Genomic DNA, 21,857 nt, shown 5'->3' with positions numbered 1-21,857 from the left:
GCTTCACTATCCCATTCCATCAGCTAGCCCTTTGCTTCACTTTCCCACTCCATCAGCAAGCCCTTTGCTTCGCTATCCCACTCCATCAGTTGGCCTCTTGCTTCGCTATCCCATTCCATCAGCAAGCCCTTTGCTCACTATCCCATTCCATCAGCAAGCCCTTTGCTTCGCTATCCCACTCCATCAGCGAGCCCTTTGCTTCGCTATCCCATTCCATCAGCTAGCCCATTGCACCGCTATCCCCTTTCATCAGCAAACTATCCTGATCCTACAAGGTAACGCAGTTGGTTGCCGTCATGCATGGAAGGCTAAGTATGCTGCTTAATGGAAAAAACATTGCACCGTCTAATTGAGTCTTGATCTCCGCTTATTATGCATGTTGCTGAGTCAAGGGGAGAATGGACATAAGGGAGCCAAAACATCCCCCCACTCAATCGACAAACTAAAAATGTACGATGCTTCCCTGTCAGACCTTGCCCGACTAAAATGATGTAATTCATGCTTCTGAGTCATAGGGAGAGTTGACAAAAGACATGGAACAACCGCCCTCGTTCCAACAAAAAAATCCCGGCCATATTCGACCGGGATTCCCACAACGCATGCTAGCGCTAAATCAACAACATCATATTACACATCACGATACAAGCTTCAATCCGATGGCGGCTCCCAGGACCATGCAAATAAAGACTAACCGCTTCCAGTCCTTCGATTCGCCGTAAGCCAACATGCCCACAATTGCGCCGCCCGATGCGCCGATACCGGTCCAGATGGCATAAGCAGTCCCCATCGGCAGCGTCTCCATCGCATAAGCCAAAAAGGCGAAGCTCGCTCCGAATGCGATCATCATATACACTACGGATTGCCATGTTTTTTCCACATGGAATTTGTTAATCATCGTGACCCCAACCATTTCGCATATCCCTGCCAGCAGCAGCGAGATCCATGCCATTTATGCGTCAGCTCCTTCCTTGCCCTTCTCCTTCGTAACCATTTTCAGGCCGATGACTCCGCCCAGGAGCAAGAGAATAAGGAGAACCTTCGGGACGCTGAACGGTTCGCCGAAGAAGACGATGTCGGAGAATACCGTTCCGGCGGTACCCAGACCGACGAACACCGCATATACGGTGCCGACCGGCAGCTTCTTCCCCGCCATGATCATGACGTAGAAGCTGATGATGATAGCGATAATCGTGCCTATCCATTCCCATACATTGCTGGCATGCTTCAAGCCAATGACCCAAAACACTTCAAAAAATGCAGCGATAAATACTTTGACCCAATGAATATTCATAGTCTCACCTCTCCTGTTGCCCGGCTCTCTACGTAGTATGGCTTATCTATCCCCACCCGATTACGGGGCGATGCTGCGGCGGAACATCGTCCACGACGCATTCAGCCTCTTCTTGAAGCGCACCGGGCCGCCCAGCAGCATCTCCACCAGCACCCCGTCCAGCAAGCACATGAAGGCGGCAGTGACGGTGTTCAACTCAAGCTTGGCCAGCTGCCCGTTCGCCATTCCCTGTTCGCACACTCCGGCCAGCATTCGTTCCATCTCGTCCAGATAGCCATTCACCCGCTCCATGACTGGCTCCAGCAGAGGCGGCGGCGGGAAGAACATCATGCGCAGCAGGAACTTCACATTGCTGTCGCTCTGATACCGGTCCTCGTAATCGATAATCAGTCCATACAGTTGATCCTGAATGGCCTTCTGCTCCCCCTGCTGAGCGAAATAAGCGGCGAGCCGTTCCAAATGATCCGCTACGGCCTTGTCGATGACACTCAGGAACAGATCATCCTTGTTCTTGAAATGCGCGTAGATCGATGGCGTTCGAATCCCGACCTGGCGGGCGATATCGGACAGAGCAGCTCCTTCGTATCCGCTCGCGGCGAAGTGCTCCAAGGCTGCTTCCAAAATACGATTGGCCGTCATGCGTCATTCCCCCATTCTTTTACCTAACTAACGTTAGTTAGATTCTTTCACATTCGCGAATCCTTGTCAAGGCTTTACGCAAGTCATCTTCTCCGGAATGGCCGTCCGCATCATGCTCGCCGTCTCCGCGCTCTGGCATCTAGTCAAGTAGCTCCAGCGGCGCCGGGATTTGTAGGACGCTTCCCTAATGCCGCCTCTAGACGCCAAATCACCCGCCCTCCCTGACGGGACAGCGGGTGATTCGTGGAAGCGTGAATTTAGGCCGGCTGTAAATCAAGCCATGCGATTTCCTGTTCGGTTAGCGACAGCCGTGCGGCCCCAAAGCAGGACTCCAGCTCCTTGCGGTTGCGGGCGCCGATAATGGCTCCCGTCGGGAACGGCTGATGCAGGACGTAGGCCAGGGCAATCTGAATCGTCTCGACTCCTTTGCTCGCGGCGAGCTTGCTGGCCCGATCGTAACGTTCCCAGTTCGCGTCATTATAGAAGACGCGCACCAGATCCGGATCCAAGCACTCCTCTCTCTTGTAGCGGCCTGTGAAAAAGCCGCGTGCCTGGGAGGACCAGGACAGCAGCGCCAGCCCCGTCTGGCGGTGCCAGCCGATGGTCTCCGCATCTGCGCTGATGCAGTCCGGCCAATACGGTTCCTTCGCCTTCGCCAGGCTCAAGTTCGGGCTGCTGAACGAGAATCCGCGCAGCCCATTGGATTCCGCATACCGGTTCGCCTCCTGCAGCCGCTGCCAGGTCCAATTCGAGCCCCCCAAAGCCTGTATCTTGCCTTCCTCCACCAGCTCATTCAAGATGTCGAGAATGACGGCCACCTCCACGTCCGGGTCATCGCGATGCAGCGCATACAGATCGACATAATCGGTCCGCAGCCGTTCCAGGCTCTCATCCAGCTGGTCGCGAATCGCCTGCCGGTTCACCTGCTTGCCCTCCTGGTTCGGATGGGCCCCCTTCGTCCAAATCCGGATGTCCTTCCGATTCCGCCTTTCTTCCAGCCATATGCCGATCGCCCGCTCGCTCTTGCCTCCGCAATAAATATAGGCCGTGTCGATCGTATTGCCGCCCAGCCCCGTGAAGTCATCGAGAACCTGGGCCACATGCTCATATGTCTCCGGCGTAAAAAAGTCCGATCCCATAATTAAGCGGGATATAGGCTGATCCAGCCCATGAATGTCCAGCATCTTCATTCGGTATGCTCCTCCCTGTCGGTCACATGTCATGAATGGCGACTCGCCGCCGCTCCCGGGCGGAGGCCAGGCAGGCGTCGATCGCCTTCATATTGAGCACGGCATCCTCCGGCTCGAACAGCTGCTTCTCCTCGCCCCAGACGGCTCGCGCCAGATTGTCGGCCTGGAGCGCATATGTATTCAGCTCCGGAGGCGTTTCCTCCCGCGTTCCGTTCATGCCGTATACGGTGAACGCAGGATTGCCGACGAAGGCCGAGGGCAGCACAATCCGCCCGTCGGATCCGAGAATCTCCAGCGTATTGCGGGAGGCTGCCCACATGGCGCAATCGAACGTCAGTCCCACCCCGTTCGGGAACTCCAGCAGCCCGGAGGCCATCATATCCACATCCCCGTGCTCCGGGGAGAAGAACGCCTGCACCGTAGCAGCGACCGGTTCCGTGCCGAGCATATACCGGGCGGCGCTGATCGGATAACAGCCGACATCATAGATCGATCCGCCGCCCCATTCCTTCTTGTACCGCACATTACCGGCATCGCCTGCATTATTGAAGGTGAACGCGCCGTGAATGCCTCGCACCTCGCCTATCTCCCCCGCCGCGATAATGCCGCGGATGCGGGCATAGCGGGGATGATGGCGGTACATGAACGCTTCCGCCAGCACCACATTTGCCTCGCGGCAAGCTGTGGCCATCCGCTTCGCTTCGTCGGCCGTCAACGCAATCGGCTTCTCGCATAGCACATGCTTGCCCGCCTCCGCCGCCCGAATCGTCCACTCCATATGAAGATGATTCGGAAGCGGTATATAGATAGCGTCGATATCCGGATTGGCCAGCAGTTCCTCGTAACTGCCGTACGCCTGCGGAATGTGGAGCTTCCGGGCCGTCTCCTCCGCTTTGAGCAGATCGCGGCTTGCGATCGCCGCCACTTCCCCCGTCTCGGAAGCTTGGATGCCGGGGATGACGGCGCGCATCGCAATACTGGCGCACCCGAGTACGCCCCAACGCAGTGTGTCGGTCATGATTGCCATACCTCCATCCATATGCATTGTTATGAAATCATGATGACTAAATCAGCTTGAAGCTATTATAGGGGGTGCTCTGCCCAAAATCTATAAAAGCGTTTTCATCAGCATGTAACAATTTGAAACGATAAAAAAATCGATTTATGCATAATTTCTCATGCATGCGTAACACTAACCAAGTATGCAACTATCAACAACACTTTAGGAGGCCAACACGATGTACAATGCATCCATCTCATCGCAAATCAATCAGTGCGAGCAAATCATTGCCCAAATGATGCGCCAAACACAGCAAGCATCGCAAATGTACCAGCAGCTGATGCAGCAGGAGCAGCAAAACGCTTCCCGCCTGGAAGAGCTGGCTCAGCGCGAGCGCCAAGCGGTTCAAGTTATCCAGACGGCGCTGCAAGGCCATCAGACGGCAATGCAGCAAATGCAGCAAGTGACCCAGCTCTGCCAGCAAATGGAGCAATCGATGCAAAGCGTCAGCAACCTTAGCTATGTTCAGCCGTCCTACGCGGCAGGCTCCTATACGAATCGCGCCTACTAATGCCGATTCCCCGCATGTATCGGGCCGCTCCTCGGTGAGGAAGCGGCCCGTAATCTGCAGCGTCCCGAACGCTATATTCGTGCAGGCGTCTGAATTCCAATAATGTGCAGCCCTTGACGGAGGACGCTGGAGACAGCGGCGGTCAGCGCCAGCTTCGCTCTTCTCGCTTCCGGATCATCCACCAGAATCGGCTCATGGTGATAGAAGCGGTTGAACTGCTTCGCCACTTCCAGGAGCATGCGCACGAACAGCGAAGGCTCGTTGTGTTGAACGGCGGCGGCGACCGTCTCCTCGAACTGGGACAGCGTCTTCACGCAAGCCCATGCTTCCGGGCCGGAGAGATGCAGGCCCGGAAGCGGCGCGGCGGCAGCTGCCGGCACTCCCGTCTCGTTCATCTCCTGCCCCTTCTCCAGCAGTCGCAGCGTGCGGGCGTACGTGTACTGCATATATGGGGCCGTCTCCCCTTCGAAGCGCAGCGCCTCGTCGAGCTGGAAGTCCACACTCAGCATTCGGCTGTTCTTCACATCGCCGAACACGATCGCTCCGACCCCGATCGCCTCCGCGATGCTTTCCTTGTCCGGAGACTGCGGGTTCTTCTCCTCGACAATCGCCAGCGCCTTGCCGACCGCCTCATTCAGCACTTCATCCAGAAAGACGACCTTGCCTCTTCGCGTCGACATCTTCTTGCCGTTGAAGGTCATTAAGCCGAAGGCGACATGCTCGCAATCCTCCGCCCAGGCATACCCCATCTTACGCAGCACCGCGTACACTTGGCGGAAATGAAGCTGCTGCTCCGCGCCGACCACATACAGCAGCTTGTCGGCGCCCATCGCTTCCTTCCGGTAGATCGCCGTGGCCAGATCGCGTGTCGGATAGATCGTCGTGCCGTTCGATTTCAGAATAAGACAAGGCGGCATGCCTTCCTCATCAAGACGGACGACCATAGCGCCGTCGCTCTCCTCCAGCAGCCCAAGTTCCGTCAGTCGCTCCACAACCGCCCCCATCTTGTCATTGTAAAAGCTCTCGCCGAGCACATGATCGAACTCAACGCCCAGCCGCCCATACACCCGGTTGAATTCCTCCATGCTCACATCGACGAAATACGACCATAACGCCAGCGTCTCCGCATCCCCCTGCTCCAGCTTGCGGAACCATTCGCGCGCCTCGTCCTCCAGCTCCGGCTGCCGCTCCGCTTCCTCATGGAACTTCACATACAGCTTCAGACTCTCTTCTATCGGCTGGCGGCGCAGCGCCTCTTCATCGCCCCAATGCTTGTAAGCCGCGATCAGCTTGCCGAATTGAGTGCCCCAATCGCCGAGATGATTCACCTTCTCCACCTCATACCCGGCCTGCTTATACAGATTGGCCAGCGCATTGCCGATGACCGTAGAGCGCAAATGCCCGATGCCGAACGGCTTCGCGATATTCGGAGACGACATGTCAATGACGACCCGCTTGCCGGCACCCGTCTGCAAGCGTCCATAATCGGGCTGGAGCATGCGCTCGAGCAGTCTCGGCCCCTGCACGGCCGGCTCGAAGAACAGATTGACATATCCGCCAGCCGCTTCGGCGCGGACGCCGTCCCGGCCCTGCTCATTCACCTGCGCCGCGATCTCGGCCGCAATCTGATGCGGGGCCTGTCTCCGCTGCTTCGCCAGCGGGAAGCAAGGATACGCATAGTCGCCCAGCTCCGGCTTCGGCGGCAGCTCCAGACTGCGCAGCAGCTCCTCCATCGGCAACTGCACGAATGGTTGCAGCAGCTCGGCTGCATCGTGTTTTAACATGACAACAACCTCCATTACATGTTCATGAAAATAGAAAAAGCCCCCGTCTGCAAAGAGACGGAGGCATTGGATCCGTGGTACCACTCTCATTGAACCGGGCATGCTGATGCCTGGTTCCCCTTATTCCCGAATAACGGCTGCGCCGGAATGCCCTACTTCCCGCCTCTCCGCTACATTGCGCGGCGGCTTCGGTTCAGGCCTTCAACTCCCGGGTCCGCTTCCCTGACGCTGCCGTGCCGGCTTCCACCTGTTCCGGCTCTCTGCTGACGGCTGCACGTTCGGTACTCTCCCGATCATCGTCTTCTGATATGCGGTTAATGTCGTTCATTATATCGTGCGCAAGCCGAGAAATCAACATTTCCGTTCACATATAGGCGGGACAGGTTCCATTCCGTCCCGTTATCGCCCGGCCGACGGCTTCAATTCCAGCAGCGCCTGAGGCGCTCGTGTCGTAATTGCATCGACGCCCATGCCGATATATCGCTTCGATTCATCTGCCGCATTTACCGTATACACCCAGACCGCCAATTGACGCTCATGCGCCGCTTCAACCAGCTCCCGGCGGCATGTCCGGTAATCCATGTTCAAGCCGTAGGCGCCGCATCGCAGCGCTTCGTCGCATACCCGCTGTGCGAAAGCCCCGTAATCGGCCATATCCGCTTCGCTTAACTCATCCGGCGTATTATATACAACGCGGATGCCGTCATATTTTCCTGCAATCCCTGCGCTGCACCCCGTGACGAACACCTGATTCTCCATGCCGTGCCGGAGGACGCATTCCATCGCCGGAGCCACCGTTTCCTCATTTTTGATATCCAGATTGAGCTTGATGCTGCGCTGCTTGGCGATGTCGAGAATGTCGTCGAGCTTCACGATACAACGATGCGCATAGACAGGGCTTAATTGAATCCGATTCTCCGCCCGGTTCAACTGCTCATACGTATGCTGGCCTAGCAACGGGGAAGCGTCATGCAGCAGGACGACGGTGCCGTCCGCGGCCGCTCTCAGATCGATCTCGACGATATCGGCGCCCGATTGCACTCCTTCCCAGAAGGACTCCAGCGTATTGTCCGGAGCCGCTCCTCCCCCGGTATGCGCGCCAACCATAGGAAATTTCCGTGTCAAGGATGCCCCTCCCTTTTAGTGCCGAGTCACGCGGGCAATGATCTGCTCCAGATCCATCTCAAGGAGCGACTGCAGCCGCAAATCGGCTTGCTCGAACGTAAAAGCTTGCGTGAGCGCATTCGGCACGACAACGCAATAGACGCCCGCGGCTTTGGCGGCCTGCAGCCCGAACAGCGAATCCTCGAACGTGATCGCCTCCTGCGGCTCGATGCTCAGCCCGGCCAGGGCCTCGCGATAGATTTGGGGATCCGGCTTGGAGCGGATCACGTCTTCCTTCGTGCGAATACAATCGAAATAATCCAGCAGCCCGTACTTCTTCACATAGCCGACGGCCCAATCATAATGGGCGCTGGTCGCCAATCCGATCCGGAGCCCGCGCCGCTTGCCCTCCTCCAGCTTCTCGACGACGCCCGGCAATAAGTCTGCCGTAGCGATCATGCCGCGAAAGACTTCCCCGTGACGGGACCGAATAACATCGTGATCGAGCGGAGCACCGATCGCCTGCTCCAGATGGCGACAAGCGCGCTGCACCGAATCGGTCGCTCCCGTCCATTGGCTCCATACGTCCAAGGGCATCTCATAATCATACTGTCTGCATATTTCTTGAAAAGCGATAAATTCGGTTGTTTCCGTATCCAGGATGAGCCCGTCAAAATCAAACAAGATCGCTTTAATCACCGCTTCTCCCCACCTGTCTCTCCTTCTCGTGAACGAGCTTTAGTATAACGAGCTTTGCTGTGAACGTGTTTCCCTGTGACGTGTTTGTGCTATGACGTGCGTTGCTGTGAACAAGCTTTACGACGAGCGCGAACGCTCCGCCACAAATTCGGCCAGCAAGCGGGCCCCGTAGCCTGTGGCGCCGGCAACGACATATCCGGCCGTGGACGCGGCCTCCTTCATCGCCGCCATATCAATATGCGCCCATCTCATGGAAGGATCCACGAAGCGGCGCAGGAACAACGCCGCCGTAATCGCTCCGGCCTCGCCAACCCGACTGATATTGCATATATCCGCATAATCGCTTGCCAAATAGCCCGCATATTCCTCCGCGAGGGGAAGCTCCCATACCTTCTCCCCCGTGAGCCGGCCCAGGCTCCGGAGCGTCGACACGGTCGGCTCGTCTCCCCAGATCCCCGCATACTTCGAGCCGAGCGCGCCCTGGCAGGAATACGTCAGCGTCGCCATATCGACCACTTCCTTCGCTCCGATCGCATGCGCATGTATCAACGCGTCGGCCAACACGAGCCGGCCTTCCGAATCGGTATTGCCGACCTGAACCGAGACGCCGTTCGGATACGTCAAGACGTCTCCCGGCAGCAGTGCGTTGCCGTCCGGCATATTTTCGGCGGCAGGGATGATCGCGGCCACATTGGCCCGCACTCCGCTGCGGCGGATAATCTCGATCGCGCCGATGACGGCGGCCGCCCCGCCCATATCGATTCTCATATCGCTAATATCATGATCCCGCTTCAAGCTGATTCCGCCCGTATCGAAGGTTATTCCTTTCCCTACCAGCGCAATAAGCTCCTTGGACGGATCGGTGCAATAGCGCATTTCGATCAGGACGGGCGGATGGGGGCTTCCTTGACCGACGCCGATCAACCCGCACATCTGCCGCGCGGCCAGCTCCTCGCCTTCGTAGCATGCCACCTGCACGCCGCTGGCGGCGAACCGTGCCGCCACGCGCTCCGCGAGCGTCTTCGGCCGCATCTGATTGGCCGGCTCATTGCCGATATCACGCGCAAACGCGATGCCCGCGGCGCGCGCCTCCCCAAGGGCAATCGCCTCCTCCCAGCCAGCCTGAGGCTCGAGATCGAAGCGGACGGTCTCCATATAGCGGACCGCTTGCTGCGATTTATACTTATCGAAGGCATACGTTCCCAGCAGCCAGCCTTCGACCCAGGCGGCCACTGCCTCCCGCATGCCGCCGATGCCCTCGCACCCGTCCAGGCATACCGCGGCGGTGCGCAGCTTGTGCTGTTCCGCGGCGCGCGCCGCAGTCCCGGCAGCCTCGCGCAGACGCTCCGGTTCGAACGACTGCCGGCTTCCGAGCCCGGCGAGCAGCAGGTGCTGCTCATCCTCCTTGTCGTAATACCAGGTGACGGCCCCGCGCTCGCCCATATGATGATGGAGCGGAAGCGATTGAAAGGGCGCGGCCGCCGTTTCCAGGAAAATAGGATAGATAATGACTTGCGCCGCTTCTGTGCTGCCTATAGTGAACTTCATGACTGCACCGTGCCATCGTCTAGCCGGAGCCAGGTACGGAAGTCGCGCTTGCCTTCCGTCAATTCAATGACCCGCGCGCCCCGCTGCAAGCGGCCGTAGCAGTTATAGCCCGTCGTGCGGCCAAAGCAGAGCGAGATGCCATGAAGTTCTCCGACATAATCGTTATCGTGATCATGTCCCACAAATGCAGCCATCACATCGCCCATCTCCACCATTTTCGCGAACAGGCCGGAGTTTAATTTGGGCGCGCATACCCGTTCAAATTTATTGCCGCTGATATTCCCGGCGCGCCACACCTCGTCATATTCCGGCAGCGGAATATGGAAGAAGGCCAAGGATGGCAGCGGCGCTCCGCTGCGCTTCGTCGTCTCTCTCGATACCTGCGCGTACCATTCCACCTGATCGCTGTGAATCCATTCATACCCGCCGATATGCTCCGGCGCTTCGCCGCCGGAATCGAGAAAATACAGCATCGCCGCCTCCTTACCCCCGGTTGAACCGTGAACAGGCAGCGCGTAATTGCCGACCCCGCTTAGTTCGGCCGGTCCCGGCTCGGCCAGGCATGTGGCGCTCTCCCGCATCACGTCCATTAACTGCTCGCGGGTTACGCTTCCTTCCGCGTCATGATTGCCGAACACGGCAGCCCATGGAAGGCCGGAGCGCACGGCGGGTGAAATAGCTAGGCGCAGGCCTTTTCTCGGATCGTCCACGCCGTGGCTCCAGCACAGATCTCCCGTGTACACGATAAGATCGGGCTGCTCCTGCTCGATTAGCCGCTCCATCAAGACGATGGACTGCCGATCTTGCTCCGCTCCATCCGTGCCATCGCCGATATGAACGTCGGTGAATTGCAATATTTTGAACGTGCCGTCTTCCTGAAATGATAAATGGTTCGCCATGCCCTTATCTCCCCTCGAATTCAACGCATACGGTCGCCATCGCGGCTGCGCCGACATCGAATGTAATTTTGCTGCCGTGGACGGCAATGTCCGGTCCATCGCTCGGCTGCTCGACGATCGATACAAAATAAGCTTTTCTCACCGGCTGCCCGAACGCAAGCGTGACGCTCGTCCGTTCGCCGTCCGTCTCATACAGGCGCACGATCCAACGGTTCGCCGTGGTACCCTCCGCCATCTTAATCGCAGACAGCGCCACCTGTCCCCGCTCCAGCGTGACGAAGCTGCCCGTCTGCGGCAGCGTCCCCTTGCGGGCGCGGACGGATACGGCTTCGAGCGGATGCTGAAAATGATACGACTGCTCCAGCATCTGCTGCGTATCGTGATAATCGGTCAGCCCGACGGCGAACCGGAACTGATGCTTGCCGATCTCCGGGTACGGATCCGGGCTGTAGGAGCCGCGCAGCAGGGTGACCGCCAGCGAGCGGCTGCCGCTCCGGAAGCCATGCTTCGCATCGGCGAGCAGCATGACCGCGCGATCGATGCCGCTGTCCGCCGGAACGGCCGCGGCGAAGCTGTTGGCCGGCACGTCCAAATCGATGCCCTCTCTCTCCAGCGTGCCGAAGGGAACGTCATATTGATAAGACCTGCAGTCATATTGCACCGGCAGATAGAAGTTCAGTTGGGGCGTAAAGCCATCCTTGCTTCCGATCTCATGCCAGTCGCATTCGACGTTATACACCAAGGCCTGGCTGCCGCGATCCAGCGACACGGTGGCCTTCAGCGTCGAATCCCGGAAGCTCGTCCGGAATGTAATCGACTGGCGAAGCAAATGGTCGCCAAGCTCGCAACTGTCCAGCGTCCACTTCACCAGCGGCTCCACATGGCGGTATCTGCCGACGAGCCAGGCATTCCCGCCCCCGTTGAACGTATCCTCCTCCACGAAGCGGAACACTCCCGCCGGTTCCGCTGGATCGGCATATTCGCGGTTCGTGCGCTTGTCGATCAGCGAAGCGATCGTGAATTGCCGCGGATCGAACCGGACGGCAATATGTTCGTTCTCCAGCACGAATTCGTACTTCTCATTCGGCGGCAGATTCTGCCCGGCCAAATAAAAATCATTGGCGGACAACCGCTTCATATCGCCGTCCTTCTCGGTCATGACGTACGTGCTGTAGCCGATGGCGGGTACGTTCACCTTCAGCAGCACCCGCAAAAAGTAATGGCCCCAATGCTCGATGAAGCCTCTGTCAATATATTGAAACGGAACGCTCCGCCCTTCGCTGTCATGGAACTGAATGCTGTCCACATGGCCGTTCCAATCCCAGATCACAATGTCCGTCAGCTCTTCGCGATCGCGGACGGAGGAATTGAACAGATGGAAGATGCGCGTCTTTCCGCGGCCGCGCTCGCTCGCCCCCATCCGGAACAAATGGACGCCAACCCCGGGACCGGCTCCTTCGGACATGCTCTCGCGCACATCTTCATCGGCGACAATATGCGCCGACGTATCGATGAGCTCGGCAAGCTTGCGGATAGCGTAGCTTTTCTTGCTCCCGGCCGTCGCCATAATCTCCTGGAACGAAGCCATCGCATGTTCTCTCGTCTCCACCACACATGAGCCCGGCAAAATATCATGAAATTGATTGAAGCAGGCTTGCTTCCAGGCCTCCCCGAGTTCCTCTCCGAAATAGCGGGCCCGTGCATATAAAGAAGCGATGCTGCCGAACAGTTCCGCTTCGCCGAGCAGCCGTTCCGACACCCGGTTCGCCAGCTTGATTCTCGATTCCGAGCTATAGCACCCGGTAAATATAAAATTCAGCTCATCGCGAATGACCGGCAAGCTGTCCGCTACCAGCTCCGTCAAAGCAAAAAAGTCGCGGTATGTTCCAAACTCGATCTTCGGGAAAATCGGCCAGGTCTGCATATCCAATATCCGTTCGATGTCGCGGCGCGTCGGTCCGCCGCCATGATCGCCGACGCCGTACACCTTCAGCATCGTCGTCATCTTCGTCTTCGCGCAGAACTCCGGCACCGTGAGCGCCATCTCCGGCTCGATGCGGGAATCATACCAATGCGGCTCTTTGTAGGCGATGACGGACCGGCCCGAGGGAGACTCCCACCGGAACAGCGGGTGGCCGTTATCGTTGTGGCCCCGGCAATAATAGTAATACTTCACGCCGGCATGATGCAGCGCTTCCGGAACATGGATGCTGTGCCCGAACGTGTCCGGCTCGAAATCGATCTGCAGGCTGTCCGGATCGAGACCGAACAGGCCGGACAGATACGTTTTGGCATACAGCAGTTGTCTGGCCATACTCTCGCCGTTCGGCATGTTCTTGTCCGCTTCGACCCAGGTGGAAGCGGTGACCTCCCACCGCCCCTCCTTGACCCGGGCCTTAATCTCCTCCAGCATCTCGGGATCGTATTGCTCCACGATCTGATAAGCGGCCGCCTGCGAATGAGAGAAGATGTAGTCCGGATACTCTTCCAGCAGATCGAGCATCGTGCGGAACGTGTTCAGCGTCGCGGATACCGTCTCCGCCCAGCCCCACAGGAAGTTCATGTCGAGATGCGCATGGGCGGCGCAATGCAGCGTATAGCTCTTGGCAGCCGGCCCGCAGGCGGCCAGCATGCTCTCCGCCTCGCGCGCGGTCCGCTCCGCGATGACGCCCTCGTCATCGAGGCGGGCATGGAGCCATTCAACGACAGGGAGCAGGGCCGAGTCCCACTGGCGATCCTGAACGAGGGAGACGCGGTTCATATACTCCAGTTGCGATACGATTCGTTGTCCCCAGTAACCCGAGGGAGTTCTCTCCTTCAATGCCGTCAGCTTGCCATGAAGTTCGTTCGTATTCATTGGTTCCATTCTCCTAACGTATCGCGATAAGCTTCCAAGTAATCGTCTACAAGCTCCTTCGCCAGAGAATAGGAATTCACCAGCGGGTGAACCGATAGCGCTTTCACGGCCAGACTTCGCGATTTCTTCGCGACCGCCTCCACCGTCAGCCGTTCGAACAGCTTCACCGATTTCATCAACAGATGCATATCTTCGGGAACGGCGCCGATCCGGACCGGATGAGCCCCGTCCTTGTCAATCGTGCACGACACCTCGACAACATCGTCATCCGCGAAGCCGGCGATTGCCCCCTCGTTCGGTACCGACAGCACGATATTGTTCTCACATCCGGTCTGCAGCGATTCCACGAAATCAAGCATGACGCCCGCATAGCCGAGCGTCTCGGGAAGCGTCAACTCCTCCATCGGCAGCATCTCCTTCACCTCGGAATTCGTTTCCGCCGCCATATAGGACGCTTCCCGCTTTTGCGTGTAGTACAGATACGTTTGAATGGCCAGCTCCGGATTGCTGTCGATATCCATCCGCTTCAGCTCGTCCAGCATCGCCTGATTGTTCAGCGCAATCATTTGTCCGCGCGTCATCGCTGCCTGCTGAATGTTCGCGAGCGATTTTTCGCGATGGTAGTAATAATATAAATACTCATTCGGCAAATAAGGCAGCTCCCGCAGCAAATCGGGATCGAACATTTTCAATTCCTCGACCGAGTTTCCGAAGGCCGAATCGTTCTTCAATTCGGGCAGCAGATCCTTGCCCTCAACCATCAGCTTGCTGATCCAGGACAGATGATTCAGGCCGAACACTTCGGTGCGCAGGTTCCGTTCATCGAGGCCCAGCGCCTCCGCAATGCGCAGCTTCGTATGGCTCGGCGTATCGCATATCCCGACGACGCGGTCATAGCCATAGCTTCTCAACGCTTGCGTCACCAGACCGGAAGGATTCGAGAAGTTGAAGATCCACGCGTTCGGCGCAACCTCCTTCGCTAATTCGCAATAATCCCGCAATACCGGAATCGTTCGCAGCGCCATGGAGAAGCCGGCCGGTCCGGTCGTCTCCTGCCCGAGCAGTCCGCGATCGAGCGCAATCTTCTCATCGATGTACCGCGATTGCTCCTTCCCGACGCGGATCGTCGTGACGATATAATCCGCTCCTTGCAGCGCCGCGCGGGCATCCATCGTCGTGTCGAGCCGAAGCTCGATGCCGCTCTGCTCGATGACGATGCGGCACAGCTTGCCGATAATCGCCAGCTGCTCCTCGTCGGTGTCATGGAGCACCAGCTGCGTAATCCCGGTCTGCTGTGCCTTTAAGGTGAGACTTTTCGTGAACAAGACGGCCCGGACGCCGCCTCCTCCTATTAATGCTAGTTTCATAGATAAATCCTCCCGCCCTATGGATTACCCGGCCGATGCGGCCGCGATGAATTGCTCCAGCGTATCGATATTCGTAATGCCTGTGCTTCCTCCATAATTCGTAACGGAGCAAGCGCCGCACGCATTGCCGTACAGCAAGCAGTCCTTCACCGGCTTGCCCGCCAAATAACCGAACATATAACCGGCATTGAAAGCGTCGCCGGCACCGGTCGTGTCCACGGAATTCACCTGAAAGCCCGCGCGGCGCGTCACCTGGCCGTCAATGCAGGCGATCGCTCCTTTGGAGCTCATCTTGATGACAAAATGCGAGGAATGCTGCCTTAGCTTCGCGATGCTGTCCGCTTCGCGAGCACAGCGGGTATAGTGCATCGCTTCCGCTTCGTTCATGAAAAAGATGTCCACCGTCTTCATCAATTCATAGATGCCTTCATACCACTCGCCCGTATCGTCCCAGCCGACATCGCAGGACAACGTCACGCCCATCGCTTTCAGCTTGGCTGCCATCTGCATATAATCGTCATGATTGCTGCGTCCGCGGTATCCGGTCAAATGCACATGCCTTGCCAGCTCGACGCTTCTCAGATCAAGCTGCCGCAGATCAAGTTCTTGGTTCGTCCCCATATACGTAATGAACGAGCGGTCTTTGTCCGAATTCAACGCAATCGATATGCCGGTGTGATTCCGTTCGCTCAGTTGGATATATTGCGTATCCACGCCATGCTTCTGGAACTCGTTCAAAATATACCGCCCGTCGCCGTCTTTTCCCAATACGCCATTGAAGGCCAGCTTCAATCCCAGCTTCGCCAGGGACAAGGTGAACAGCGCTGCTCCTCCGCCTACATGGACCTGCATTTGATCGGCGAATACTTCCTCTCCTGGAGCCGGCAGCTCGTGACAGCCGACCACGACCAGATCGATATTCGCGTCTCCAATGACGACTGCGTCATATTTTTTCAATAGCCTTCCCCTCATCTCTGCCTCTCTTCGAATGTTGTCATGTTGGATATGGTATCGTTACCAGAACGGAATAAAAAAAATTATTTTATCTTTCGGGTGCTGTCCCGGATGACAAGCTCATGCGGTAAAATGATATCCTGATTCAGACTGGACGGTTCCGCGATCAGGCGGAGCAAAGCCTTGACCGATTCCGTGCCCATCCGCTGGATCGGCTGCTCCATCGAAGTGAGCCGCGGACGAATGATCTCCGTGAACGGGCTTCCGTCGAACCCGATAATCGAGATATGCTCCGGCACCTTCAGCTGGTGGTCACTGATGCAGTTCATCGCGCCCAGCGCCATGTCATCGCTGACGGCGAACACCGCCGTCGGCATCGGATCGCATTGCAGCAGCTCCTCCATCAAGGCATATCCGCTCTGAAGCTTGTAATCGCCGAATTTGATATATTCATATACAATCGGAATCTCATAGGTGGATAACGCATTGCGGTACGCGGCGTATCGATTTTGACCGGACGTAATATCCCTCATGTCACCCCCGATGAACCCAATCCGTGTGTGGCCGAGCGAGATTAAATATTCCGTCGCTTCATAGGCAGCCTCGTAATCGTCGATAATTACGGAATGGAACTTCCGGTTCACCGGCTTCACGCTCGAAAAGATGACAGGAATATTCGATTTATCTAAAAATTGCTTGATTTCGTTATTGATCTTCTCATGCATAATAATGATGCCTTCGACCCGCATCTCCTGAAACACGTTTAAGTATTTCAATTCCTTGTCGATATCTTCGATAATATTGCAGACAAGCAGATTGTAGCCGTTCTCGCTCGCCTCTTCCTCCACGCTGCTCAAAATGGTCGAGTAGAAGCTGGACGCGAGATCGGGCACGATCACCCCGATTAAGTTCGTCTTCTGGCGCACCAGGCTTCTGGCGATATGATTCGGACTGTAATCGAGCTCCTCAATGGCTGCCAGCACTTTTTGCTTCAATTCATCCGTTACATACTTCTCATTGTTCAACACTCGCGATACGGTCGTAACCGATACGCCCGCTTTCCGGGCCACGTCTTTAATTCGCACTGCCATAGTCCACCGATTCCTTTACCCCATACGATATATATTGTTCCTGCTAGGCATGTTGTTCTACGAATAAAGGTTGGGAGAACGCTCCATAGCCTCCTTCGAGATATGCCGCGATTCGAACATAGCCTTCTTCCCCGCTGCATTGGTACTGGACGCGGTTCAGGCGGCCTGTTTCTTCATGTAATACTTGGCCTTCTTTTCCAATCAGCGTAACATATTTATATATTCGATTCAATCTCTCGTTCGCAGGCAGATCAACGGTAATCAGACCGTCCTCGGCATGGATCCCGGCGAAATCGAACCCGGTAGATACATAGAAGCTGCCCGCCTTGACGGCTTCCAAAATGCTATCGTTCGTATTCCGCTCCGCGAGCACCATATTCCAGGCGCGCTTCTCCTGACCGTACACATGGAAGTCATCATTGCCGAAGCCCCATACGGTGCGGCCCGCCGTCAGCAGCTGATCCCACTTGTCGAAGGCCACGTCATACTCCGGGTTGCCGTCGCCGTTCACAATCTCAATGCCCGTATAGCCGGTGAGGCTCATCATATCTTCCAACCGCCAAAATTGCGAGAAATACCGGTTCGGATGCGCCAAAACGCTGATTCCGCCATTGGCGAGGCAGGCATCGGACAAACGCTGATAGTTGTCGATCGTAAACGTATTATGATAGCCTTCCATTATCGAACGGGGCGGCTCGACAAGCAGCATATGGGCTTCGGGACTGCTCACCTCCATCGCTTCGAATACCGTCGGAATGCGCCGCTCTCCTTCATGAGCCGTAATGACATCATGATCCGAGATGCCCAAATAATCATACTGCCCGTACATCTGATAGACGACTTCAAGCGGCTGCGTGCCGCATTGGCTGTTGGTCGTATGATTATGAAAGCTGCCTTTCAGCCATACCCCTTGCTTGTCATATGGATTTTTGATCGTTATCACGGTGAACAGCCTCGCTTTCTCCCTTATTCTTTGACCGATCCGATCATGACGCCTTCGGCAAAAAACTTCTGCACAAACGGATACACGCAAATAATCGGCGTGACGACAACGATAATGGTAGCCATCTTCAAGGAATTGCCCGTCACCTGCATCTTCTCCAAAATCTCATACGAGGTCGTGCCCGCGTTTTGCATCAATGCGGCGCGAATCGCGTCTTGCCTCGTCAGCATCTCTTGCAGAAGCGTCGATACCGGCCGCAGATTCGTCTTTTGGACATAGAACGCGCCGGTGAACCAATCATTCCAATGGCCAACCGCGTTGAACAGACTGATTACCGCTATGACCGGCTTGCTGAGCGGCATAATAATGCGGATGAAGGTCGTAAAATCGTTGCAGCCGTCCAGCTTCGCGGACTCTTCCAGACTGACGCTGATTTGCGAGAAGAACGTCCTCATAATGATAATATTCCACGCGCTGTACAACCCGGGGATGACATAGACCCAAATCGTATTGACAAGATGAAGCTGCTTCAACAGCATATAGTACGGAATGACGCCGCCGCTGAACAGCATGGTGAAGAAAATCATCAACGTAAAAAATTTGACCCCCGGAAGTGTCTTGCTCTTCAAGGTATAGGCGGCCATCGCCGTCAGGAACACGCTGAAGAAGGTGCCCACAACCGTCCTGAAAAGCGTGATCGCGTACGCGCCCAAAATATTAGACGAGCTGAATACCTCTTGATAATTCTCCAGCGTCCATACTCGTGGCCAGAAAAAAATGCCTCCTCGTTCCGCATCTTTCCCCGCATTGAACGACAGCGCAAATATATTGAGAAACGGAAGGATAATCGACAGGCATAACAAGATGATGACGACATAGATGACGATGCGGTATATTTTTTCGCCTGTAGAAACTTTGTAGAACTCGTTCACAGTCGTTCCCCTTTCCTGATGAATTCGGCGGGAATACATCCCCGCAGAAGCTCCCGTCCGCCAGGGAGAAGAGCCTCTGCGGTTCTTGTGTTTGCGTGCCGTTTACTGCGAAGGGCTCAGCACGATTGGCGTGGCCGGATCCTTGCTCTTTTGCTCCAGCAGTTGAATATAGCCTTGCAGATCGGCCGCCTCCAGCTGCTTCTTCACGGACTCCATAATTTTGGCCGCTTCAGCGGTCGACTTCGAATAATACGCCCGGATTAAGCTCTCATTATAGTAGTCCAATGCCGTTTTCAACTCGGTTCCCTTTTCATATTCGCCCAGGAAGGAGAGCGGACCGTAGCCGTCCTGGATTTTGGCGTTTTTATATTTCTCGTCCCAGCCGAAATAATCAGCGATGTTGTTCGGGCCTTCATTTTCTGCCGGGAATGCGGCGTTTCCATATTCCGCTTCGCCGAAGTCAGCTACCGGATCAAGATCCGTATTGCCGAGGTATTCGCCCCATGTGTCGCCAACGCCCTGGAAGGCAAGCTGCTGCGCGGCCTTCGGATCCTCCTTCTTCAGATCGATGACTTCCTGCTTCACGATCGGATTGCCGTTCTCGTCCAGCGTGTAATCGCGGCCTTCGATCCCGTACTGCCACAATAGCTTGCCTTCTCGGCTGGCCAGGAAATCGGCGAACTTCACGATCTCCTCCGGCCGTTCCGTCGTAGACGGGATCGCCCAGATGTTGTAGCCGGATTTATAAGTCAATCTCATCTGATACGGACCCTCCACGCTGTCCAACGGACCGAGCGGCAAGTAATGCATATCTTTATTGAACTCCAGGTAGTTGTGCATATCGGAAATAATGGCGAACGAGCCGTTCAGCGCCCCTTCCGTCGCGCGCGTCTCGTCCATCGTATAATACTCGGGATGAATCAAGCCTTCATTGAGCAGCTTCTGGACGAATTCGATCCGCTTCATCGAGTACTCCGTCTGGCTCTCGTGCTTGATCGCGCCGTCGCTGTCCCGGAAAAATCCTTCATCCCCCCACCACAGATCGGAGTAGAGATAGCTGTTGTCATTGCCGCCCCAGTAGCGAGGCCCGATCGGGTACACATCTTTGCCGTTCGCGTCTTTGAAGTTGCCGGCTTTTATTTTTTTCGCCAGCTCATACAATTGCTCGGAGGTCGTAATCGACTTCGGATCCACATTCAGCGCTTCCGCAATATCTTTGCGGATATGCGGGCCCCCGACCCATTTCCGGGTTTCCTGTCCGCCCTCGCGGTTGATCCGCATATGCACGAAATATGTTGAGCCGTTGAATTCCGGGCGGAACATGACGCCGTTTTTCGTATCGACCGGTAAATAGCCGTCTTCGAAATATTTGCTGTAAATCTTCGTATCCTTCAAGTAAGGCGATAAGTCCGTAAACATCCCTTCACGCGCCGCCTTGAGCAGAACCGGCATTTCCGGCCGGCCGCTGTGATTCAAATAGCTGACGATGACATCCGGCAAATCTCCGGTGGCCAGCCCGGCCGTCAATCCTTCGAGGGAACTGTTCGCTGGCGTGTTTTCCCATTCCAGCGTAATGCCGGTCAGTTCTTTTATCTTTTTGGCTACCTCGTTATCAATCTGATTCTGGGAAATATCATTCATGACGCCGTTCATGAAAATCCGCCCTTTAATCGTGCGGTCCGCGATCCAGGTGGCCGGCTTTTCTCCCTTATCCCCATCCGCTGAGCTGTCTCCTTCCGCCGACTTGCTGCCACTCCCTCCTCCGCTGCAAGCGCTTAACAACATGATGATCGCAAGCAATAATGCCGTCCACTTTCCCCACTTTCTTTTCATGCCCACACCCCTTTTGTAGAATCGATTTATGAAAAACGCCTTTCGGCGCCGTTCATATGATGCATAGCAAGCCGTGGATTCTGGTAACGTTACCATAAAGAAGTGTCGGAAACCTTGCGGGATATTTTATTGGCCACAATGACGAGAATCAGGCCAATGACCCCTTGAACCATCCCGACTGCGGTCGCATAGCCGAATTGGCCGTTCTGCAAGCCGACGCGAATAATATACGTATCCAATATTTCCGCCAAATGCATATTCCCAGGTGTTCGTAACAGATAAATCTGATCGAAGCCCGCCGATAATATGTTGCCAAGCGACAAAATGAACAAGATGACGATCGTCGGCAATATCGAGGGAAGCGTAATGCTCCAAATTTCGTTCCATTTGTTCGTTCCGTCAATTTTACCGGCTTCATACAGTTCAGGATTGATACCGGATATGGCCGCCAAATAAATAATCGATTCCCAGCCGATCCCTTTCCATATGTAGCTCCAAAACATGATCGAGTAAAAATAATCGCCTTCCATAAGGTAAAAGGTGGAGCCGTCTCCGCCCATAGCGCTGATGGCCTGATTGAGCAGCCCGGTGTCCGGCGCCAATATGCGCTCCAGCATGCCGACCACGACCACCCAGGAGATAAAATGAGGCAAATAAGAAATGCTTTGCGCAATGCCTTTAAACCGTTTATGTCTCACTTCGTTGAACATGAGCGCCAATACAATCGGAAAAGGCAGTCCGACAAACAGCTTCAGCGAACTGATGATGAGCGTGTTTTTAATCAACGCCCAAAATTGATAGTCATTGAAAAATGTCTCAAAATAATGAAAGCCAATCCAGGGACTGCCCAGGATGCCCATATTGAACTTGTACTCTTTGAAGGCCAGGATAAGGCCGCCCATCGGAATGTAATTGAAAATGATAAAGTACACAATGCAGGGCAGCAGCATGAAATATAAATATTTGTGCAGCAAAATCTTTTTCCACAGCTTCCGCCATCTTCCCGAATGGATTCCGGACGCGTGAACATCGGTGTGCATTCCATCAGTCCTTTCCCTTATCATCTAGGATGTCGTTGGATAAGCGCTGCTCACCTCCATCTATCTTCTCGGTCGAAAATCGTATGGTATCGATTCCAGAAAAATGATAAAAAAA

At 55.7% G+C, this 21,857-nt stretch carries 19 protein-coding genes and 1 other annotated feature; of the genes, 1 reads left to right on the top strand and 18 read right to left on the bottom strand.

Annotation, left to right across the window (positions count from 1 at the left end; all coding sequences use genetic code 11):
• Positions 1 to 634 precede the first annotated feature (634 nt).
• From NNL35_RS14375 to NNL35_RS14355, 5 genes are all read right to left on the bottom strand, one after another.
• Complete coding sequence (locus tag NNL35_RS14375; protein WP_006676373.1) at positions 635 to 949, bottom strand: DMT family transporter; 315 nt, start codon at positions 947 to 949, stop codon at positions 635 to 637.
• Positions 950 to 1,291 carry a DMT family transporter gene (locus tag NNL35_RS14370; protein ID WP_006676372.1) on the bottom strand — a complete coding sequence of 114 codons (342 nt, stop codon included), beginning with the start codon at positions 1,289 to 1,291 and terminating at the stop codon, positions 950 to 952.
• Between the two features lie 60 nt (positions 1,292 to 1,351).
• Positions 1,352 to 1,930 carry a TetR/AcrR family transcriptional regulator gene (locus NNL35_RS14365; protein WP_006676371.1) on the bottom strand — a complete coding sequence of 193 codons (579 nt, stop codon included), beginning with the start codon at positions 1,928 to 1,930 and terminating at the stop codon, positions 1,352 to 1,354.
• Between the two features lie 257 nt (positions 1,931 to 2,187).
• The gene (locus NNL35_RS14360; protein ID WP_006676370.1) at positions 2,188 to 3,120 is read right to left on the bottom strand and encodes an aldo/keto reductase; all 933 of its coding nucleotides are present in this window, start codon (positions 3,118 to 3,120) and stop codon (positions 2,188 to 2,190) included.
• 22 nt (positions 3,121 to 3,142) lie between these two features.
• Positions 3,143 to 4,138, bottom strand: coding sequence for a Gfo/Idh/MocA family protein (locus NNL35_RS14355; protein WP_006676369.1), 996 nt, complete (start codon positions 4,136 to 4,138; stop codon positions 3,143 to 3,145).
• Between the two features lie 220 nt (positions 4,139 to 4,358).
• Between NNL35_RS14355 and NNL35_RS14350 the strand changes: the two genes are divergently transcribed.
• Positions 4,359 to 4,691 carry a hypothetical protein gene (locus NNL35_RS14350; protein WP_006676368.1) on the top strand — a complete coding sequence of 111 codons (333 nt, stop codon included), beginning with the start codon at positions 4,359 to 4,361 and terminating at the stop codon, positions 4,689 to 4,691.
• Between the two features lie 71 nt (positions 4,692 to 4,762).
• Here the strand turns inward: NNL35_RS14350 and argS are convergent, their stop codons facing one another.
• From argS to NNL35_RS14285, 13 genes are all read right to left on the bottom strand, one after another.
• The gene (gene argS / locus NNL35_RS14345; RefSeq protein WP_006676367.1) at positions 4,763 to 6,475 is read right to left on the bottom strand and encodes an arginine--tRNA ligase; all 1,713 of its coding nucleotides are present in this window, start codon (positions 6,473 to 6,475) and stop codon (positions 4,763 to 4,765) included.
• A 50-nt stretch (positions 6,476 to 6,525) separates the two neighbouring features.
• Positions 6,526 to 6,781, bottom strand: a binding site (T-box leader).
• Between the two features lie 93 nt (positions 6,782 to 6,874).
• Positions 6,875 to 7,600, bottom strand: coding sequence for a glycerophosphodiester phosphodiesterase (locus NNL35_RS14340; RefSeq protein WP_006676366.1), 726 nt, complete (start codon positions 7,598 to 7,600; stop codon positions 6,875 to 6,877).
• Positions 7,601 to 7,615: 15 nt separating this feature from the next.
• Positions 7,616 to 8,278, bottom strand: a complete 663-nt coding sequence (locus NNL35_RS14335) for an HAD family hydrolase (protein WP_006676365.1) — start codon at positions 8,276 to 8,278, stop codon at positions 7,616 to 7,618.
• Positions 8,279 to 8,395: 117 nt separating this feature from the next.
• Positions 8,396 to 9,826 (bottom strand): leucyl aminopeptidase family protein, encoded by a 1,431-nt coding sequence (locus NNL35_RS14330; protein WP_006676364.1) that lies wholly within the window; start codon positions 9,824 to 9,826, stop codon positions 8,396 to 8,398.
• Positions 9,823 to 10,725 (bottom strand): metallophosphoesterase family protein, encoded by a 903-nt coding sequence (locus NNL35_RS14325; protein WP_006676363.1) that lies wholly within the window; start codon positions 10,723 to 10,725, stop codon positions 9,823 to 9,825. Before NNL35_RS14325 ends, NNL35_RS14330 begins: the two co-directional genes overlap by 4 nt.
• Before the next feature lie 4 nt (positions 10,726 to 10,729).
• The gene (locus tag NNL35_RS14320; protein ID WP_006676362.1) at positions 10,730 to 13,582 is read right to left on the bottom strand and encodes an alpha-mannosidase; all 2,853 of its coding nucleotides are present in this window, start codon (positions 13,580 to 13,582) and stop codon (positions 10,730 to 10,732) included.
• Positions 13,579 to 14,949: a family 4 glycosyl hydrolase gene (locus tag NNL35_RS14315; RefSeq protein WP_006676361.1), complete on the bottom strand. Its 1,371-nt coding sequence runs from the start codon at positions 14,947 to 14,949 to the stop codon at positions 13,579 to 13,581. Before NNL35_RS14315 ends, NNL35_RS14320 begins: the two co-directional genes overlap by 4 nt.
• Positions 14,950 to 14,973: 24 nt before the next feature.
• On the bottom strand, positions 14,974 to 15,906 hold the full coding sequence (locus NNL35_RS14310; protein WP_006676360.1) for a carbohydrate kinase family protein: 933 nt from the start codon (positions 15,904 to 15,906) through the stop codon (positions 14,974 to 14,976).
• An 80-nt stretch (positions 15,907 to 15,986) separates the two neighbouring features.
• Complete coding sequence (locus NNL35_RS14305) at positions 15,987 to 16,994, bottom strand: LacI family DNA-binding transcriptional regulator (protein ID WP_006676359.1); 1,008 nt, start codon at positions 16,992 to 16,994, stop codon at positions 15,987 to 15,989.
• A gap of 43 nt (positions 16,995 to 17,037) precedes the next feature.
• Positions 17,038 to 17,937, bottom strand: coding sequence for a CehA/McbA family metallohydrolase (locus NNL35_RS14300; protein ID WP_006676358.1), 900 nt, complete (start codon positions 17,935 to 17,937; stop codon positions 17,038 to 17,040).
• A 23-nt stretch (positions 17,938 to 17,960) separates the two neighbouring features.
• Positions 17,961 to 18,908 carry a carbohydrate ABC transporter permease gene (locus tag NNL35_RS14295; protein WP_006676357.1) on the bottom strand — a complete coding sequence of 316 codons (948 nt, stop codon included), beginning with the start codon at positions 18,906 to 18,908 and terminating at the stop codon, positions 17,961 to 17,963.
• A 63-nt stretch (positions 18,909 to 18,971) separates the two neighbouring features.
• Positions 18,972 to 20,702 carry an extracellular solute-binding protein gene (locus NNL35_RS14290; RefSeq protein WP_006676356.1) on the bottom strand — a complete coding sequence of 577 codons (1,731 nt, stop codon included), beginning with the start codon at positions 20,700 to 20,702 and terminating at the stop codon, positions 18,972 to 18,974.
• An 89-nt stretch (positions 20,703 to 20,791) separates the two neighbouring features.
• Complete coding sequence (locus tag NNL35_RS14285; protein ID WP_006676355.1) at positions 20,792 to 21,742, bottom strand: ABC transporter permease; 951 nt, start codon at positions 21,740 to 21,742, stop codon at positions 20,792 to 20,794.
• Positions 21,743 to 21,857: the final 115 nt, after the last annotated feature.

Origin of the sequence: Paenibacillus dendritiformis (assembly GCF_945605565.1) — a bacterium.
Taxonomy (GTDB): domain Bacteria; phylum Bacillota; class Bacilli; order Paenibacillales; family Paenibacillaceae; genus Paenibacillus_B; species Paenibacillus_B dendritiformis_A.
This window is presented reverse-complemented; position numbering and strand designations above follow the sequence as displayed.

Bases quoted from the DNA above. Each gene is read 5' to 3' on its own strand.
- argS (WP_006676367.1), bottom strand. From the start codon at position 6,475: ATGTTAAAACACGATGCAGCCGAGCTGCTGCAACCATTCGTGCAGTTG.
- NNL35_RS14320 (WP_006676362.1), bottom strand. From the start codon at position 13,582: ATGAATACGAACGAACTTCATGGCAAGCTGACGGCATTGAAGGAGAGA.
- NNL35_RS14360 (WP_006676370.1), bottom strand. From the start codon at position 3,120: ATGAAGATGCTGGACATTCATGGGCTGGATCAGCCTATATCCCGCTTA.
- NNL35_RS14370 (WP_006676372.1), bottom strand. From the start codon at position 1,291: ATGAATATTCATTGGGTCAAAGTATTTATCGCTGCATTTTTTGAAGTG.
- NNL35_RS14295 (WP_006676357.1), bottom strand. From the start codon at position 18,908: ATGTATTCCCGCCGAATTCATCAGGAAAGGGGAACGACTGTGAACGAG.
- NNL35_RS14290 (WP_006676356.1), bottom strand. From the start codon at position 20,702: ATGAAAAGAAAGTGGGGAAAGTGGACGGCATTATTGCTTGCGATCATC.
- NNL35_RS14305 (WP_006676359.1), bottom strand. From the start codon at position 16,994: ATGGCAGTGCGAATTAAAGACGTGGCCCGGAAAGCGGGCGTATCGGTT.
- NNL35_RS14350 (WP_006676368.1), top strand. From the start codon at position 4,359: ATGTACAATGCATCCATCTCATCGCAAATCAATCAGTGCGAGCAAATC.
- NNL35_RS14285 (WP_006676355.1), bottom strand. From the start codon at position 21,742: ATGCACACCGATGTTCACGCGTCCGGAATCCATTCGGGAAGATGGCGG.
- NNL35_RS14325 (WP_006676363.1), bottom strand. From the start codon at position 10,725: ATGGCGAACCATTTATCATTTCAGGAAGACGGCACGTTCAAAATATTG.
- NNL35_RS14330 (WP_006676364.1), bottom strand. From the start codon at position 9,826: ATGAAGTTCACTATAGGCAGCACAGAAGCGGCGCAAGTCATTATCTAT.
- NNL35_RS14365 (WP_006676371.1), bottom strand. From the start codon at position 1,930: ATGACGGCCAATCGTATTTTGGAAGCAGCCTTGGAGCACTTCGCCGCG.
- NNL35_RS14375 (WP_006676373.1), bottom strand. From the start codon at position 949: ATGGCATGGATCTCGCTGCTGCTGGCAGGGATATGCGAAATGGTTGGG.
- NNL35_RS14315 (WP_006676361.1), bottom strand. From the start codon at position 14,949: ATGAAACTAGCATTAATAGGAGGAGGCGGCGTCCGGGCCGTCTTGTTC.
- NNL35_RS14355 (WP_006676369.1), bottom strand. From the start codon at position 4,138: ATGACCGACACACTGCGTTGGGGCGTACTCGGGTGCGCCAGTATTGCG.